16 protein-coding genes are annotated in these 16087 nt (G+C 66.0%); 8 read left to right on the top strand and 8 right to left on the bottom strand.

Going from position 1 to position 16087, the window contains the following annotated elements; all coding sequences use genetic code 11:
• Position 1 precedes the first annotated feature (1 nt).
• Positions 2 to 1384, bottom strand: coding sequence for an ABC transporter substrate-binding protein (locus M1D40_RS17250; RefSeq protein WP_341394380.1), 1383 nt, complete (start codon positions 1382 to 1384; stop codon positions 2 to 4).
• Positions 1385 to 1617: 233 nt separating this feature from the next.
• On the opposite strand from M1D40_RS17250, the gene M1D40_RS17245 reads away from it, so the two are divergent.
• Positions 1618 to 2448 carry a sugar-binding transcriptional regulator gene (locus M1D40_RS17245; RefSeq protein WP_461169633.1) on the top strand — a complete coding sequence of 277 codons (831 nt, stop codon included), beginning with the start codon at positions 1618 to 1620 and terminating at the stop codon, positions 2446 to 2448.
• Here the strand turns inward: M1D40_RS17245 and M1D40_RS17240 are convergent.
• On the bottom strand, positions 2445 to 3944 hold the full coding sequence (locus tag M1D40_RS17240) for a mannitol dehydrogenase family protein (RefSeq protein WP_461169632.1): 1500 nt from the start codon (positions 3942 to 3944) through the stop codon (positions 2445 to 2447). The two genes, M1D40_RS17245 and M1D40_RS17240, sit on opposite strands and share 4 nt — an antisense overlap.
• A gap of 274 nt (positions 3945 to 4218) precedes the next feature.
• On the opposite strand from M1D40_RS17240, the gene M1D40_RS17235 reads away from it, so the two are divergent.
• The 5 genes from M1D40_RS17235 to M1D40_RS17215 all read left to right on the top strand — a co-directional run bounded on the left by M1D40_RS17235 (position 4219) and on the right by M1D40_RS17215 (position 10372).
• Positions 4219 to 5793: an alanine/glycine:cation symporter family protein gene (locus M1D40_RS17235; protein WP_461169631.1), complete on the top strand. Its 1575-nt coding sequence runs from the start codon at positions 4219 to 4221 to the stop codon at positions 5791 to 5793.
• A gap of 145 nt (positions 5794 to 5938) precedes the next feature.
• A complete protein-coding gene (locus tag M1D40_RS17230) occupies positions 5939 to 7798 on the top strand; it encodes an L-lactate permease (RefSeq protein WP_461169630.1) in 1860 nt (619 codons plus the stop codon).
• Between the two features lies 1 nt (position 7799).
• Positions 7800 to 9197, top strand: a complete 1398-nt coding sequence (locus tag M1D40_RS17225; protein WP_341394374.1) for an FAD-binding oxidoreductase — start codon at positions 7800 to 7802, stop codon at positions 9195 to 9197.
• A 50-nt stretch (positions 9198 to 9247) separates the two neighbouring features.
• Positions 9248 to 9424, top strand: a complete 177-nt coding sequence (locus M1D40_RS17220; RefSeq protein WP_461169629.1) for a hypothetical protein — start codon at positions 9248 to 9250, stop codon at positions 9422 to 9424.
• A gap of 102 nt (positions 9425 to 9526) precedes the next feature.
• A complete protein-coding gene (locus tag M1D40_RS17215) occupies positions 9527 to 10372 on the top strand; it encodes an HpcH/HpaI aldolase/citrate lyase family protein (protein WP_341394372.1) in 846 nt (281 codons plus the stop codon).
• Positions 10373 to 10417: 45 nt separating this feature from the next.
• Here the strand turns inward: M1D40_RS17215 and M1D40_RS17210 are convergent, their stop codons facing one another.
• Complete coding sequence (locus tag M1D40_RS17210) at positions 10418 to 10999, bottom strand: dienelactone hydrolase family protein (RefSeq protein WP_461169628.1); 582 nt, start codon at positions 10997 to 10999, stop codon at positions 10418 to 10420.
• A 117-nt stretch (positions 11000 to 11116) separates the two neighbouring features.
• On the opposite strand from M1D40_RS17210, the gene M1D40_RS17205 reads away from it, so the two are divergent.
• On the top strand, positions 11117 to 11542 hold the full coding sequence (locus M1D40_RS17205) for a helix-turn-helix domain-containing protein (RefSeq protein WP_461169627.1): 426 nt from the start codon (positions 11117 to 11119) through the stop codon (positions 11540 to 11542).
• Between the two features lie 37 nt (positions 11543 to 11579).
• Here M1D40_RS17205 and M1D40_RS17200 read toward each other — a convergent pair whose 3' ends face one another.
• The 4 genes from M1D40_RS17200 to M1D40_RS17185 form a co-directional block, all read right to left on the bottom strand.
• Positions 11580 to 12167, bottom strand: a complete 588-nt coding sequence (locus M1D40_RS17200) for a ClpP family protease (protein WP_341394369.1) — start codon at positions 12165 to 12167, stop codon at positions 11580 to 11582.
• The gene (locus tag M1D40_RS17195) at positions 12164 to 12802 is read right to left on the bottom strand and encodes a ClpP family protease (protein ID WP_461169626.1); all 639 of its coding nucleotides are present in this window, start codon (positions 12800 to 12802) and stop codon (positions 12164 to 12166) included. Before M1D40_RS17195 ends, M1D40_RS17200 begins: the two co-directional genes overlap by 4 nt.
• Positions 12803 to 12879: 77 nt before the next feature.
• Positions 12880 to 13347, bottom strand: a complete 468-nt coding sequence (gene rraA / locus M1D40_RS17190; protein WP_461169625.1) for a ribonuclease E activity regulator RraA — start codon at positions 13345 to 13347, stop codon at positions 12880 to 12882.
• Positions 13348 to 13368: 21 nt separating this feature from the next.
• Positions 13369 to 13941, bottom strand: coding sequence for a TetR/AcrR family transcriptional regulator (locus M1D40_RS17185; RefSeq protein WP_341394366.1), 573 nt, complete (start codon positions 13939 to 13941; stop codon positions 13369 to 13371).
• 107 nt (positions 13942 to 14048) lie between these two features.
• Here M1D40_RS17185 and M1D40_RS17180 point away from each other — a divergent pair, with 107 nt between their 5' ends.
• Positions 14049 to 15572, top strand: coding sequence for an MFS transporter (locus M1D40_RS17180; protein ID WP_461169624.1), 1524 nt, complete (start codon positions 14049 to 14051; stop codon positions 15570 to 15572).
• 35 nt (positions 15573 to 15607) lie between these two features.
• Here the strand turns inward: M1D40_RS17180 and M1D40_RS17175 are convergent, their stop codons facing one another.
• A complete protein-coding gene (locus M1D40_RS17175; protein WP_341394364.1) occupies positions 15608 to 16063 on the bottom strand; it encodes a universal stress protein in 456 nt (151 codons plus the stop codon).
• Positions 16064 to 16087 lie beyond the last annotated feature (24 nt).

Genomic DNA, 16087 nt, shown 5'->3' with positions numbered 1-16087 from the left:
GTCATTGGTTTTCTCCTGACTGGTAGCTTTCCGCGACGGTTTCGGCGTAGCGCTGCGACTGTTCCAGCGCCTCGGCCACTGTTTTCTGTCCGGCAATGGCTGCTGAAATCTGCTGCGCCACCCGGGTGCCCAGGTCCTGGAACTCCGGGATTCCCACAAACTGCAGGCCCGGATACGGAACTCCGCCCACCATGCTGGTTTCCTGTGAGGCACCGGCCATGGCGGACAGCGTGGGTTCGGCGTAGTTCTCCGCCACTTCGGCGTATTCCGGAATCTCATAGGTCGACAGCCGGCTGCCCGGCGGTACCCGTTCCCAGCTGATCTCTTCGCCCACCAGCTGGATGTACTCCTTGTTGGTCATCCAGGAGATGAAGTCCCAGGCTGCGTCCTTCTTTTGGCTGGTTTCGGGAATCGCCAGCGACCAGCTGTACAGCCAGCCGGAGGATTCCGTTTCCTCCACAGGGGCCTGGGCGTACCCGGTTTTGCCGACCACCAGGGAGGAGGCCGGATCCTCCACGGAGGAAACCATGGACGTGGCGTCGTACCACATGGCCGCGGTGCCCTGGCTGTACTGGGTCAGGCAGTCTCCGAAGCCGCTGGTCGCCGCCCCGGGCTGGCCCGACGTGCGCACCAGGTCCACGTAGTCGGTGACGGCTGCTTCCACTTCCGGGGAATCGAGGGTGGCGTTCCAGTCCTGGTCAAACCAGCCTCCGCCGTAGGTGTTCATCATGGTGCTCAGCGGCGCCATGACCTCACCCCAGCCGGCCAGCCCGCGGAGGCAGATGCCGGAGAATCCGTTGTCCGGGTCATGGAGCCTTTCGGCGAAGCCGGCAACATCCTCCCAGGTGGGCCGCTCCGGCATGACAAGGCCCTCCGCCTCAAAAATGTCCTCACGGTAGGCCAGGAAAGAGGATTCGCCGTAGAACGGCACGGAATACAAATCCCCCTCGTAGCTCAGGGCGTCACGGATATTGGGAACAAAATCGTCGGGATCATAGCCTTCAGTGGTGTCGGCATACTCCTGCAGATTGGTGATCCAGCCGTTTTCAGCCCACATGGGGGTTTCGTAATTGGAGATCATGACGACGTCGAACTCCCCGCCGCCCGTGGCAACCGACGCGGTGATCTTTGCCCTGGCCTCATTCTCCGGCAGCGAGACAAAGCGCGCATCGACGTCGGGGTATTGTTCGCGGAAATTCTCCTCCAGGGAAATGGCGTCGGTCATTTGCGGATTGGAGACGATGGCCACCACAATCTCCTCCGGGCCCGCTGCGCTGTCACCGCCGCATCCGGTCAGTACGAGGGAGAGCGCCGCTGCCGAGGCTGCCGCGGTCCGCAGGTGCCTGCGTCTGTAGTGGATCGGGCCGCTGCGTCGTGATCTCATACGTCGTCCTTGCTCATGTGAGAATCGCCCTGCGCTCATTTGTGGAGTAACTCTAGGCAGATAGACTCAATTGGGCAACTACGGGCGTTTATCTTCGAGAACGGGCAGGATCGATCATTACCGAATCAGGCTGGTCCCACGAGGAACTTCTGGCCAGGATCGGCCGGGATTATTACCTCTCCAACCACTCGAAGGTGGAGATTGCCCGAAGCTATGGGATTTCGCGGTTTCAAGTGGCCCGGCACCTCGAAGAGGCCCGAACGCTGGGAATTGTGCACATCGACGTCCGCTTTCCCCGTCCGGCTTCGGATCCGGAACCCGGCCGGCTGGCAGAACTCCTCGGAATAGACCGGGTTGAAGTCACTCCCACCGGGCCGGATGACCGGACAACCCGCAAAGCCATGGCTCAAAAAGCGGCCGAAGAACTGATGAATGCAGCGCAGCCCGGCGCCACGGTGGGCATTTCCTGGTCCCGCACGCTGGACCTGGCCGCCGGCTATGTCACTGATCTGCCGCCGTGCAACATCGTCCAGCTGGCCGGTGCCCTCCCGGTTCCGGGCAGCGGCAATTCTCTGGAACTGATCCAGAGCCTGGGCAGGCACCCTGGGGTGAGCACCTGGCCGCTGTGGGCTCCGCTGGTGGTCGAGCACGCCGACACCGCAGACAGCCTGCGCCGCCAGCCGGAAATCGCTGACACGCTGGCACGGGCGGACACGCTGGATGCCGCCGTGGTCGCCGTCGGCGCCTGGACGCCGGGACTTTCCACCGTGTGGGACAGGGTGGACAACCGGCTCCGGCTGCAGGCCGCGCGTGCCGGGGCCGTCGCCGAATGTTCCGGACGGCTCCTGGACGCAGCCGGCCGGCCGGTCGATTCCGAACTCGAGGACCGGGTGCTGGCAGTTACGGTGGCCCAGTTGCAGAACACCCCCAAGGTGGTGGCCGTAGCGCAGGGGGCCGCCCGCGCCGATGCTGTCCGCGCGGTGCTGGCGGCCGGATTCATCACCACCCTGCTGGTGGATGAAGAGCTCGCTGCTGCCCTGTTGGCCGGCGGCGGGAGCCCTTAGTTCCCCTGGGTGTGGTTTTCCCCGTTCCGGACCAGCCCTTCGACCGTGGCCCGCGCCCCGGCGTCGTGCAGCGAAGCCAGAGCGCCGGTGTAGGCGGTGACAAACCGGTCATTGGACGCCAAATCCCCGAAGAGCTCCGGGTTGGAGATGAAAGCGAGCGGATCTTCGCGGTTGCGTGCCGCGGCCGCCGTCAGCGGTTCCCGCAGCCGGTCCACCACCGTGATGGGTTCGCCCTGTTCATCGGTTCCCTCGGCATACCGGGCCCAGCTCGCGACGATGGCGGCGGAGCGGTGGATGTCGCCGCCGGCGGCCAGGTTCTCGCGGATAACCGGCAGCAGCCACTTGGGAATCCGGTCCGAGCTCTCGGCGCACAGGCGGGCGAGCGTGTCACGGACGTATTCGTTGGAGAACCGCTCAATCAGCTTGTGCTTGTAGCCGGCCAGGTCCACGCCCGGCAGCGGCTTGAGCGTAGGCGTAGCCTCCTTGTCCATGTAATCCAGCAGGAACCGGGCAAACAGCGGGTCCTGGCAGACCTCGTGGGCGTACCGGTAACCGGCAAGGTAACCGAAATAGCACAGCCCCTGGTGACTCGCGTTAAGCAGGCGCAGCTTCATGAGTTCGTAGGGTTCGACGTCGTCCACCATCTGGACGCCAACCTCCTCAAAGGCCGGGCGCCCCAGGGGAAAATGATCTTCAAGCACCCACTGCTCAAAGTCCTCGCTGACGACCGGCCAGGCGTCTTCCACGCCGAAGTCCTCCGCCACCATGGACCGGTCTTCGTCCGTGGTGACCGGCGTGATCCGGTCCACCATGGAGTTGGGGAAGGCGACGTTTTCCTGCATCCACTGACCGAAGTCCGGGTCGCGCAGACGTGCGAAGGCGGTGAACATGCCGGCGGCAACGTCTCCGTTGCCCTGGATGTTGTCGCAGGACATGACCGTGAACGGCGGCAGTCCGCGGTCCCGGCGCCGCTGCAAAGCTTCGGTGACCAGTCCGAAGACCGTGGACGGGACCGCGCCCGGCACCAGGTCCGCCGCTACGGCGGGGTTGGCGGCGTCGAATTCACCGGTGACGTGGTGGAAGTTGTACCCGCCCTCGGTGATGGTCAGCGAGACAATGCGGGTGCCGGGTGCCGCCATTTTTTCGATGACGGCTTCCGGGTCCTCCGGCGCCAGCAGGTACTCGATCATGGAGCCGATAACGCGTCCCTCCCGGGTGCCGTCCGGATTTTTGAGTACCAGCGTGTACAGGCAGTCCTGGGTTTCCATGACGGTTTTCATGGCGGCGTCGGAGGGCAGCACGCCCACCCCGCAGATGGCCCAGTCGCCGGCGGCTCCGGCATTCATCAGCCGGTCCAGGTACATGGCCTGATGCGCGCGGTGGAAGCCGCCCACACCAAAGTGGACAATTCCCACGGTGAGCCTGGAGCGGTCATAGGACGGCACCGCCACGTTGGCGGAGATGCCGGGCAGCGAAGACGTGCTGAGTTTGGTCATGGTCACACCTGGGGACGAGGCGGATAGGTGCCGATCAATCTAGCATGTGAGCGGCCGCGGACCCATCAAATGAGCGCTTCCCCGAAAAAGCGGAAGGCGCGCGTCTGAGCGCCCCGAAGGGCATCCTCTGCCGTTTCGGTGTGCAGCGGGACGGCCGCCCAGGTCTCTTCCAGCGGTACGGGAAGCCGCTTGTGATTTGGATTACCCCATGGTTTAAGTAAGGCTGAGGACTTCGTTTCGGCAGCAGGCTTACTTCAAACCCGAGGACTCTACAATGGACGCAGCACGGGCAGTTCCCATGGCGCCGGCCTCCGAAGAGGTTGGCTGGCTCGGATCCGTGGATTCCGCGATCAACTCCCTGTTCGAACCGATTTCCACCCTCTTCAACACGATCGTGTTCTTTCCCGTCACCATCGGTGACATCAGCTTTCCGGTTGTCGTCGCATGGCTGATCGTGGCGGGGGTGGTCTTCACCTTCTACTTCGGTTTCATCCAGTTCCGCGGGTTGCGGGTGGCCGCACAGGTGGTCCGCGGTAAGTTCTCCTCGAAGGATGATCCGGGGGAAGTGCCGCATTTCCAGGCCCTTACCTCCGCTCTCTCCGGCACGGTCGGGCTGGGTAACATTGCCGGCGTCGGTGCAGCCATGGCGCTCGGCGGGCCGGGTGCGACCTTCTGGATGATTCTTGCCGGACTGCTGGGCATGGCCTCGAAGTTCGCGGAATGCACGCTCGGCGTGAAATACCGCGAAATCCACGAAGACGGCTCCATCAGCGGCGGCCCCTTCAAGTACCTGCCGGTGGCCTTCAAGCGGTTCGGCCGGTGGCCCGCCAGGATCCTCACCGGAACCTTTGCGGTGGCCATCCTGATCTTCGGTATTGCCGGCGGCAACATGTTCCAGGCCAACCAGACCTTCGCGCAGATCCAGAACGTCACCGGCGGCGACGACGGGCTCCTCGGCAGCGCCGGAGCGGCTCTGATCTTCGGGCTGGTCCTGGCGGCCCTGGTGGCCGTGGTGATTCTCGGCGGCATCAAGTCCATCGGCGCGACCACCTCCAAACTGGTGCCGGCCATGGGCGGCGTCTACATCCTGGCGTGCCTGTTCGTCATCATCGTCAACTTCGAAAACGTCCCGGCGGCGTTCGGCGCCATTATCAACGGTGCCTTCCGGCCGGAGGGCTTTGCCGGCGGAATCCTCGGCGTCATGATTGTCGGCTTCCAGCGGGCGTCCTTCTCGAATGAGGCAGGTGTTGGCTCCGCAGCGATCGCGCACTCCGCGGTCAAGACCCGCCGCCCGGTCAGCGAGGGTTTCGTGGCGCTCTTCGAGCCGCTGGTGGATACAGTGCTCATCTGCACCATGACCGCGCTGGCCATCATCATGGCGTCCACACCCAGCCTGCAGGCGGGTATCGACCAGGTGCAGAGCGGCGGAGATGCGCCCGACGGCGTGATCCTCACCTCCGACGCCTTCGCCACCGTTCTGCCGTGGTTCCCGATTGTCCTCTCCATCGCCGTCGCGCTCTTCGCCTACTCCACCCTCATTACCTGGTCCTATTACGGCCTCAAGTCCTGGGAATATCTCTTGGGCCGCGGGCGCCGCCGGGAAATCACCTACAAGGTCATCTTCCTGACCTTCACCGTGGCCGGCTGTGTCCTGTCCTTCAGCCAGGTCATCAGCTTCGCTGACGCCGCGCTCTTTGTCTGCGCCTTCGTGAACCTGCTCGGTGTCTACCTGCTGCTGCCGGTCATCAAACGGGAAATGAAGGCCTACCTGGCGGACCGCAAGAGCGGCAAGCTCGAGCTGCTCGGTATTGACGCCCAGGATATTAGGGACGCAGCCCCCAGCAGCTAACCCCCAACTGCGGTGGCCGGTGCGCTGTTGGGCGCCGGCCCCGTTGACCGCCGGCCGCTGCGGGCCTAGGGTGACGCTACGCTCACGGCGACAGGGACGCCCTGTCCGGAATGAGCGACGGCCACGGCGGAACAAAGGGGTTTTCGTGGACATCCAGGCGCAGACGTTTGAACAGATCCTTAATCCGGCGGGCGGGTCCCTGGGGCTTTCGGCGGCTCTGGCCGCTTTGCCGCTGATCCTGCTGTTTGTCCTGCTGGGCGTTTTCCGCATGAAGGCGTATCAGGCCGGAATCATCAGCCTGGTGCTCTCCATCCTGCTGGCGGCGGTTGTGTGGCGGATGCCGGTGGACCAGGTTGCGGCAGCCACCGGGCTGGGCGCCTTTTACGCCGTCTTTCCCATCCTCTGGATCCTGATCAACGCGCTGTGGATCTACAAGCTCACGGTGGCAACACCGTGGTTTGAAGTGCTGGGACGAACCATCCGCTCCATCTCCGACGACCTGCGGATCCTCTCCATCCTTATCGCTTTCTGCTTCGGCGCACTGCTGGAGTCCCTGGCCGGGTTCGGGGCGCCGGTGGCGATTGCCGCAGCCATGCTGATGGCCGCCGGGATGAAACCGCTGAAATCGGCCATGGTCGCACTGCTGGCCAACACCGCACCCGTCGCATTCGGAGCCATGGCGGCGCCCATCATTGCCCTGAACGGCGTAACGGGGATTCCACTGCAGGAGCTGTCCTCCATGACCGGCCGGCAAACACCCTTCATCGCGCTGGTGGTACCCCTGATCCTGGTGTTCCTGGTGGACGGAAAGCGCGGACTGCGGCAAACGTGGCCGGTGGCTCTCGTCTCCGGGGTCGTTTTCGGACTGGCGCAGTTTGTGGCCTCGAACTACTTCGTGGTGGAGCTGACCGACGTCGTTGCCGCGGTGGCCACCGTCATCGCCGTGCTGCTCATGCTCCGCGTCTGGCAGCCGGCGGAACTCATCGGCATGTCCGGACAGGTCCAGGGTGCGGATAATTCCGGGCAGGAGACGGGGCCGGAAAGCTCCGGGCAGGCGACGGCCGCGGGGAGTGTTTCTCCTCCGGAGGGCGGCGGCAGGCGGCGCCGTTCCGCTGCGGCGCCGGTTGGCGGTGCCTCAGCCTATGCGGTGCCCGTCAGCGCCTCCGGAACGCCGGCGCCGGAGCCGGATTCCGGCGGCATGTCCGGCGGCTCATCCGCTGCCGAAGCTGCCCCCGCATCCGCAGCGGGCACAACCCGCCCCGATGCCCGCAGCGTCTGGATGGCCACCGCTCCCTACCTGATCATCATCGCGGTGTTCTCCCTGGCCCAAGTACCGGGAATCAAGGCCTGGCTGACCGAAATCGGCAGCGTGACCTTCCGCTGGCCGGGCCTGGACGTCGTGGATTCAAACGGCAAGGCGATCAGCGCGCAGACGCTCCGTTTCGACCACATCCGCGCCACCGGAACCCTGCTGCTGTTTGCCGGCATCCTGACCATGCTGCTCTACCGCATCCGGCCCGCACAGGGGCTGAAGGTTTACGGGGAAACCCTGAAGCAGCTGCGCTGGACGATCGTGACCGTCTGCGCCGTGCTGGCGCTGTCCTTCGTCATGAACCTCTCGGGCCAGACCACCACCCTAGGAGTCGCCCTTGCCTCGGCCGGCGGATTCTTTGCTCTCCTGTCACCGCTGCTGGGCTGGATCGGCGTTGCCCTCACCGGGTCGGACACCTCCTCCAATTCGCTGTTCGGCCAGCTGCAGGTGGCCGCCGCCAATGAAACGGGGCTGTCCGCAACGCTGATGGCGGCGTCGAACTCATCCGCCGGCGTACTCGGAAAGATGCTCTCGCTGCAGAACCTTGCCATTGCTTCTGCGGCGGTGGGGCTGGAGGGAGCCGAAAGCACGCTGCTGCGCAAACTCATCGGCTGGAGCCTGGGGCTGCTGGTGCTGATGACCCTGCTGATTTGGCTGCAGTCGACGTCGATTCTGGGCTGGATGGTGCCCTAGCATGAGCCTCTTTTCCGACTCCGGGCCCCTGCTCGACTCGTCGGCGCCGGGCGCCAGCGACACTCTGCTCAGCGCGGCCCCCCACGCTTCCCGCGACGCCGGACACCGTGAACACGCAAGCACCGACCGTTCCGGCTTCGTGGCCCGGTCCCACCCGGACGGGGTGGTGTTTGCTGAATCTGCGGAAGACGTCGCGGCCACCCTGAAGCTGGCGACCGCCCACCGCGTGCCGGTGGTCCCCCGCGGGGCCGGCACCGGGCTGGCCGGGGGATCGTCCGCGCGCTCCGGCGAAGTGGTGCTGGATGTGTCCCGGATGAACCGGATCCTGCGCATCGATCCAGTGGAACAGCTGGCCGTGGTCCAGCCCGGGGTGCTGAACGCCGAGATTAATGCCGCTGCGGCCGAGTACGGACTCTTCTACGCGCCGGACCCAGCGAGCACCGCCATCTGCTCCATCGGCGGAAACATAGCCACCAACGCCGGCGGGATGCGCTGCGCCAAGTACGGCGTGACCCGGGAATCGGTGCTGGCGCTGCGGGTCATCCTGGCAGACGGGAGTGAGCTGCGCACCGGCCGGCAGACTATCAAGGGCGTCACCGGGTATGACCTGAATGCGCTGATGATCGGCTCCGAAGGAACCCTCGGCGTCGTTGTCGAAGCCACCCTGCGGCTGCGCCCGCTGCCGGTGGCCACCGCCACCGTGGCCGCTTTCTTTCCCGACGTCGAAAGCGCGGCCCGGGCAGCGTCCGCCGTGGTTGCGGCGCGGATCCAGCCCTCGATGATGGAACTGATCGACGGGCCCACCCTGGAGGCTGTCGATGCGGCGCTGGGCACTGACTACCGTTCCCGCGGCGCCTCCTTCCTCCTGGTGCAGACCGACGGCTACGGTGCGTTTTTGGAACAGGATGTGGTCCTTGAAGCCGTCCGCCCGCATGCCGGGTCCTGCGGCAAAGCGGCCGACGACGACGAAGCGGCCGCCTTTATCAGGGCTCGCCGGGAAGCTATCCCGTCCCTGGAGAAGATCGGGCGGGTCTCCATCGGAGACATCGGAGTGCCGCGGGGCCGGCTGGCCGAGGCAGTTGCCGGGCTTGAGCGGATCGCGGCGGACACGGGCACCCGCATTTTCACCATCGCCCATGCCTCGGACGGAAACCTGCACCCCATGATTGTGATGGACCCGCAGGATCCGGTTGACGAGGGGCCGGCCAAGGAGGCCCTGGGCCAGATGTTCTTCCTGGCCAACCGGCTCGGCGGAACCTTGACCGGTGAACACGGCGTGGGCCTGCTGAAACGGGACTGGGTCGGTGCCGAATTGGGGGATGTGTCGCTGGGGGTGCAGCACGCCATCCGCCGGGCCCTTGATCCGCTGGGCATCCTCAATCCCGGCAAGGCTATCTGAGGGCGTCGTGTAGCCTCGGAGAACTTGTCGGGCAACAGCGGGGGAAAACAATGATGGCCGCTTCTGGGGTTAGTTTGATTTTCGCCCTGCTCATGTATCTGGCCGTAGCCGCGGTGGCGGTCATGGCGGTGTGGGTGCTGGTGCTGCTGATCATCTTCCTCAGGCTGCGGATCGCTGAGTTGCGGGCTGCTGCCGGCTCGGCCGGTATTCCCGGGCGCACGCGCTAGGGAAGCGCGGCAAGCTGCGGGGAACGCGCGGTTAAAGTGATCGTCGGCACATATGAGGCGTCCCATTTTAGGAACCGGCGCCGTGAAAGTAGTGTCTTATCCATGGCCCCCTTTCGAAACAGCCGCGCCGCGTCGCTGCCCGCAAAACTGTCCCGTTCCTGGCTGCTCGCCTCTGCAGCCGACGAAGCGAACTTTGCGCCGGCGCTGGCGTCCGAAGCGGACTCCGTGGTGTTCGACATGGAAGACGCCGTTCCGGCCGCCGGCAAGGCTGAAGCCCGCGAACGAGTAGTTGAGGCACTGTCCACCGGCATGACCGCCTGGGTGCGTGTTAACGGCATCGAAACCGACTACTGGGCAGATGACCTGGCTGCGCTGTCCAAGGCACCGGGCCTGCGCGGCGTGATGCTGGCCATGACTGAAAAGCCCGAGCAGGTCACCCATACGGCCATGCGCCTGCAGGCCGGAACTCCGGTGCTCGCACTCGTCGAATCCGCACTGGGCATCGAGAACGCGACGGCGATTGCCTCCGCCCCGGGTACGTTCCGTTTGGCCTTCGGGGTGGGTGACTTCCGCCGCGACACCGGTGCCTCCGATGATCCGATGGCGCTGGCCTATGCCCGCTCCAAGCTTGTGGTCGCTTCCCGCGTCGGGCAGCTGCCCGGGCCGATCGACGGCCCCACCGTCGGCGCCCTGGGTGAAAAGCTGCTGGAAGCCTGCAAGGTAACCCAGTCCATGGGCATGACCGGCAAGCTGTGCCTGATGCCCGACGCCGCAGATACGATCAATCACGGGCTGTCGCCGAGCGAGTCGGAAGTCCAGTGGGCCCATGAACTGCTCGAAGCGCACGCCGCCGGTGCAGTGGTGGGCGACGGGTCCTACCTGCCGCGCTTGGCGCGCGCGCAGAAGATCTCCTCGCTGGCCGACTCCTACGGGCTCTGGAACGCCTAAAAGCTCCAGCTTTCCGGGCCGTTTCAGGAACCCGGGCCGCTTGGCCTAAGCGTCCGTTCGGGCCAGGAAATCCAGCACCCGCGCCGTGAGCGCGGGTGCTGCTGTTTCGTCATAGTCCTCCAGGCTGATGTCCGCGAACAAATGGGAGCTGCCCGGGTAGAGGAACAGCTCGGCTTCTGCGGAGCTTTCCACCAGGTTTTCCGCTGCGCTGAGGTCTCCCTCGTCCACGAAAATGGGGTCTGCATCCATGCCGTGAATCTGCACGGGAACGCCGGCGGGCCAGGAATCACCAAAGACACCAAGCGGGACGCAGCCGCTGATCATGACAGCGCCCCGGGCGCCGGGCCGGGTCTGCGCCAGCCGCTGTGCCGGCAGAACGCCGAGTGAGAATCCCAGGTAGACCATCTCGTGCGGAAAGCGCCCGGCGATCCTCACTCCTGCGTCCTCCAGCTCCTGGAAGCCGATCTCTTCGGCATAGGCCAGGCCGTCGCCCGGTTCCAGAAAGGTCCGCCCGTCAAAGAGGTCGGGGACGGTGACGGTGTGCCCGGCTTCCCGCAGTACGTCTGCAAAGGCATCCACGCCCGGCGTCAGCCCCTGGGCATGGTGGAACATCAGGACATTGGCCAAGGGGAGCTCCCATCGCTGGTCGAAAAGCGGACGGACCCATCCTATTCGCGTCCCCGCAGAACTCTGCTGAGAGCAGAGCCCCTGTTGCCGCCCGCCCGCACCGTTTTACGATCAAGCATGGCCGACATCAGTGGAATTCAGAGTCCAGCGGGAACGCGCAGCACGGCCGGAGGACAGCGGTCCGGCCGGCAGCACCCCCTCAAGCCCCGGGAGCCGCTGTGGCGGGAGGTCCTCGGGGAGCTGCTGAGGAGGCTTCGGCATGAACGCGGCCTCACGCTGGGCGAGATTGCAGACCGGGCAGGGCTGTCTCCGCAGTACCTCTCCGAAATCGAGCGGGGCCTCAAGGAGCCGTCCAGCGAGATGATCGAGGCAGTAGCCGGGGCGCTGGGCGTCACCCTGGTTGATCTGACGCTGGCCGTCGCTGAAACGCTGATCCTCGCCGGCGATGCGCCTGCCGCCCCTGCAGCTGCAGTCCGAGCCCCGCTCGCCCGGACGTCCGGCGGCCGGGCCGGCGGCCGGGCCTCCTTTACCCTCGCGGCCTGACCGGGTTGAGGCCTGACCGGGCTCACCCTGGCCGGGCTCAGGCCTGCTCGATCACCCGGTCAATCAGCCCGTAGTCCCGGGCCGCAGCAGCGGTAAACAGCCGGTCCCGGTCGGTGTCCGCGCGCAGCGTCTGCACGCTTTGGCCCGTCCGGCGGGAGAGGATGGCCTCCATGTCGGACCGGACCCGCACCAGCTCGTCGGCCTGCAGGATCAGATCAGGGATGGTGCCCCGGCCCTGGGCTGCCGGCTGGTGGAGGACAATCCGCGCATGGGGCAGCGCCGCCCGCTTCCCCTCGGCGCCGGCTGCGAGCAGGACCGCGCCGACGGCGACAGCCTGGCCAACGCAGGTGGTGGCCACGTCCGGTCGAATGAACCGGATGGTGTCGTAGACGGCCAGCATGGCGCTGGGGTCTCCGCCGTCGCAGTTAATGTACAGATCAATATCCCTGTCCGGGCTCGCCGAATGCAGGTACAGCAGCTGGGCGATCAGGGCGTTTGCCACCCCGGCGTCAATCGCGGTGCCGAGGTAGACAACCCGCTCCGTGAGCAGGTGGGAGTAGATGTCCATGATCCGCTCGCCGCGCGGATGCTGGGCAACCACAGTGGGAATGGTGTAGCTGCTCATCGTGTCTCCCCTGCAAGGGGGACGGCGGGGCGGCCGAACCCGGCGGCCACCCGGTGCCGGGGACGGAACTCGTCAAAGTCCCGGACGATGGAATCGATGAACCCGTAATCCAGCGCCTCCCGGGCGGTGTACCAGTGGTCATGCAGAGAGTCCTCAAAAACCCGTTCCGCGGGTTGCCCGGTGTCTTCCGAAATGAGCCGCAGCACGGTGTCCCGGGTGTGCCGCAGGTCGTCGGCCTGCAGTTCGATGTCGACGGCGGTGCCTGCGATCCCCGCGGATCCCTGGTGCATCAGGACCCGGGCATGAGGCAGGGCCCGGCGCTTGCCGTGCGTTCCGGCGGAGAGCAGGAACTGGCCGGCGGAGCACGCGATGCCAAACGCCAGTGTCGAGACATCGTTGGGCACGGCCCGCATGAGGTCCCGGATTGCCAGCATCGCCGGGACGGATCCGCCGGGGGAGTGGATCCACAGGGCTATGTCGGTCAGCGGATCCTCGGCGGCCAGGGCAATCAGTTGGGCGGCGAGCAGTGTTCCATTGTCGTCATCCAGCGGACCGTCCAGAATCAGGACGCGGCGCTCGTAGAATTCGCGGCGGATAGTTTCAGTGAACAGGGGTGTTTTCCCGGAATCATTCATGACTCCACGGTGCCCCCGGAACCTGCTGCCGGATAGGCGAATCTGCCGGCAGCAGATCTGCTGCCGGCAGCGCGTCCCTAGCGCTCGACCAGGATTCCGTCGTCGTCGGCGTAAAGAACGGCTCCCGGCCGGAAGACGGCGCCGCCGAATTCCACGGTCACGTCCACTTCTCCTGCAGACTCCTTCGCACTCTTGCGGGGGTTGGAGCCCAGGGCCTTCACCCCCAGCGGCAGTCCGGCCAAGGCGGCGCGGTCACGGACGGCGCCGTTGATCACGACGCCGGCCCAGCCGTTGGCCACGGCGGCCTCGGCGATCATGTCCCCCATGAGTGCGGTGTTCAGCGACCCGCCGCCGTCGACCACAAGGACCGCACCGTCGCCCGGGGAGTTCAGGACGGACTTGACCAGCCCGTTGTCTTCCATGCAGCGGATGGTGCGGACGGGTCCGGTGAAAGCGGTGCTGCCGCCCAGATCCTGAAACTGCAGTGACACGGAGGCCAGGTTCTCGCCGTGCCGGTCGTAAAGGTCTGCTGTGCTGATTTCCATGGTCCTACTGTGGCACAGGCCCTAGCGTGAGCGTTGGAGGGAAGCTGCATGGGTTTTGAGGACTTCCACGACTTCCAGCAGTTCGGCCACGGATTCCGCTGTGGACGTGCTCTTCTCCCGGGGCCAGCCGCCGGCGAGCCCCTGGTTGTAGTACAGGCCGTCGCCCAGGAGCAGGATGGCACGCGCGATGGCCGGGTTGCCGACCTCCTGGAGGATCAGCTGCATCCAATTGTGGTGAATCTGTTCGAGCATGGCCGATGCGTCCGGGTCCGAGGCCTGGGCCAGGCGGACGACGCCGATCAGCGCGCGGTCCAGCGCGCTGCCCACGTAGACGGATTCGCGGACCAGATACCGGGCCGGACCCTCGGGGTCCGCGCTCATTGCCTTCATGTCAACGGCTGCCAGTTCCCCGAGCCGGGTGATGAGTGCTGCGGCCAGGGCTTCCTTGTTCTTGAAGTGGTAGAGCAGTCCGCCTTTGGACACTCCGGCCAGTGCGATGACGGCGTCCATGGTGGCGCCGCGGGGACCCTCATTGATCAGCAGCTCCTCATAGGCGAAGAGGATGCGGTCCCGGGTGGAAGTGTGCTCAGGCATACGTTTACGCTACGCCATCTGTGCTGTACAGTCTAGACGGTACAGTAAAGCTTGCGGCCCCGTCCGCGCGTGCTGACACACCCCAACGATGAGCGAAGGAGACAGCTGTGCCCGCGGTACAGGAAGCACCCCACACCCAACGAGCCGGCCGGCGTGAATGGCTGGGTCTCGCTGTGCTCATGCTGCCGGTGCTGCTGATCTCAGTGGACAATACGGTCCTGAGCTTTGCGATCCCGTCACTGTCCCGTGCGCTCGCGCCCTCCGGGACCGAACTGCTGTGGATCGTGGACATCTACGCCCTGGTCCTGGCCGGGCTGCTGGTGCCGATGGGTGCCCTGGGCGACCGGATCGGCCGGCGCCGGCTGCTGCTGATCGGCAGCGCCGGGTTTGGCCTGGTCTCCGCCGCAGCAGCTTTTGTCCCCACCGCCGAAGCGCTCATCGCGGCCCGGGCCCTGCTCGGCCTGTTCGGCGCCATGCTGATGCCGGCCACGCTGTCGCTGATCCGGAACATCTTCACCGTTCCGTCCCAGCGCAGGATCGCCATTGCCGTCTGGGCCGCAGGTTTCTCCGGCGGCGCTGCGCTGGGCCCCATCGTCGGCGGCCTGCTGCTGGAGCACTTCTGGTGGGGTTCGGTGTTCCTGCTCTCCGTACCGGTGCTCATTCCGCTCCTGGTGTTCGGCCCGATGCTGCTGCCCGAGTCCCGCGACCCCAACCCGGGTCCGGTGGACCTGTGGAGCGTGCTGCTGGTCATGGCCGCCATGTTCCCGGTCGTCTACGGCATCAAGGCGATTGCGACGTCGGGGGTCGGCACGGAATCGCTGGTTCCGATCGCCGTCGGGCTGGTCTTCGGCGTGCTCTTTGTCCGCCGCCAGCTCCGCCGGCTGCATCCCATGCTGGATGTGCGGCTGTTCCGCAACCCCACCTTCAGCGGGTCGATCGGCGCCAATCTGCTCAGCGTCTTCTCACTGGTCGGCTTCATCTTCTTCCTGTCCCAGCACCTGCAGCTGGTCCTGGCGAAGTCTCCCCAGCAGGCCGGGCTGATCATGCTGCCGGGCCTTGTGCTGACCATCATCGCCGGCCTGGCCGTGGTGCGCGTGGTCCGGCACGTGCGTCCCGGCTACATCATTGCCGGCGGACTGCTGCTCAACGCCGTGGGCTACACCGTCATCCTGGTGACCGGAGGCGGCGGGGTGGGTGAACTGATGGCCGCGTTCATGGTGCTGGGCCTCGGGGTCGGCGCTGCGGAGACCATCTCCAATGACCTGATCCTCTCGTCCGTGCCGCCCACCAAGGCAGGCGCCGCCTCGGCGATCTCCGAGACCGCCTATGAAGTGGGCGCGGTCCTGGGCACTGCGGTGCTCGGCAGCATCCTGACCGCCGGCTACCGGAACGGCGTCGTGCTGCCTGAGGGGCTCGCCCCCGCTGATGCCGAAGCAGCGTCCGAAACCCTCGGCGGTGCCGTCGAGGCGGCGCAGCGGCTGCCGGAAGGTGCGGCGCATCAGCTGCTGGAGTCCGCCCGGGCCGCCTTTGATTCCGGCGTGGTTACCACGTCCCTTATCGGCGTGGTCCTGATGCTGGTTGCCGCCGCGGGGGCAGTGCTCATCCTGCGCCGCGCCACGGCGGACAACTAGACACCACAGCTGCCGCCCGCGCCGCCGCCGTTCCCCTAGGCGGGTTCTCCGGACTCGCCGCGGTGGACAATAAGCACCGGGCAGTGCGCGTGGGCGGCCAGCACCGAACTCACGGAACCGAGCAGCAGCCCGGCAAAGCCTCCCCGGCCGCGGTTGCCCACCACCAGCATCTCCGCGCCGCGGCTGGCTTCAATCAGAAGCTCCACCGGCGGGCCCACCAGCGCGGTACGTGTCAGGTCCGCCGGAATGTCGGTGCCGAACGCTTCCTGCAGTACGTCGTCCAGTGTGTGCTCCGCCTCGACGTGCGGAGACCAGATGCCGGTGGGGATGGGGGAGGTCAGCGAAATGGCCTGCTCCCACACCGTGATGACCCGCAGCGGGCAGCCGAGCACTGCAGCCAGGCGGTGGGCTTTCCACAGTGCTTCGATGGAGAGGCGGGAGCCGTCCACGCCCACGACAATCTGCTTTCGGTCCTCGTCGCCAGTGCTCATCGCGAAACCGTTCCTTTCGGTCTG

The sequence above is a fragment of the Arthrobacter sp. Z1-15 genome (assembly GCF_054792395.1).
This window is presented reverse-complemented; position numbering and strand designations above follow the sequence as displayed.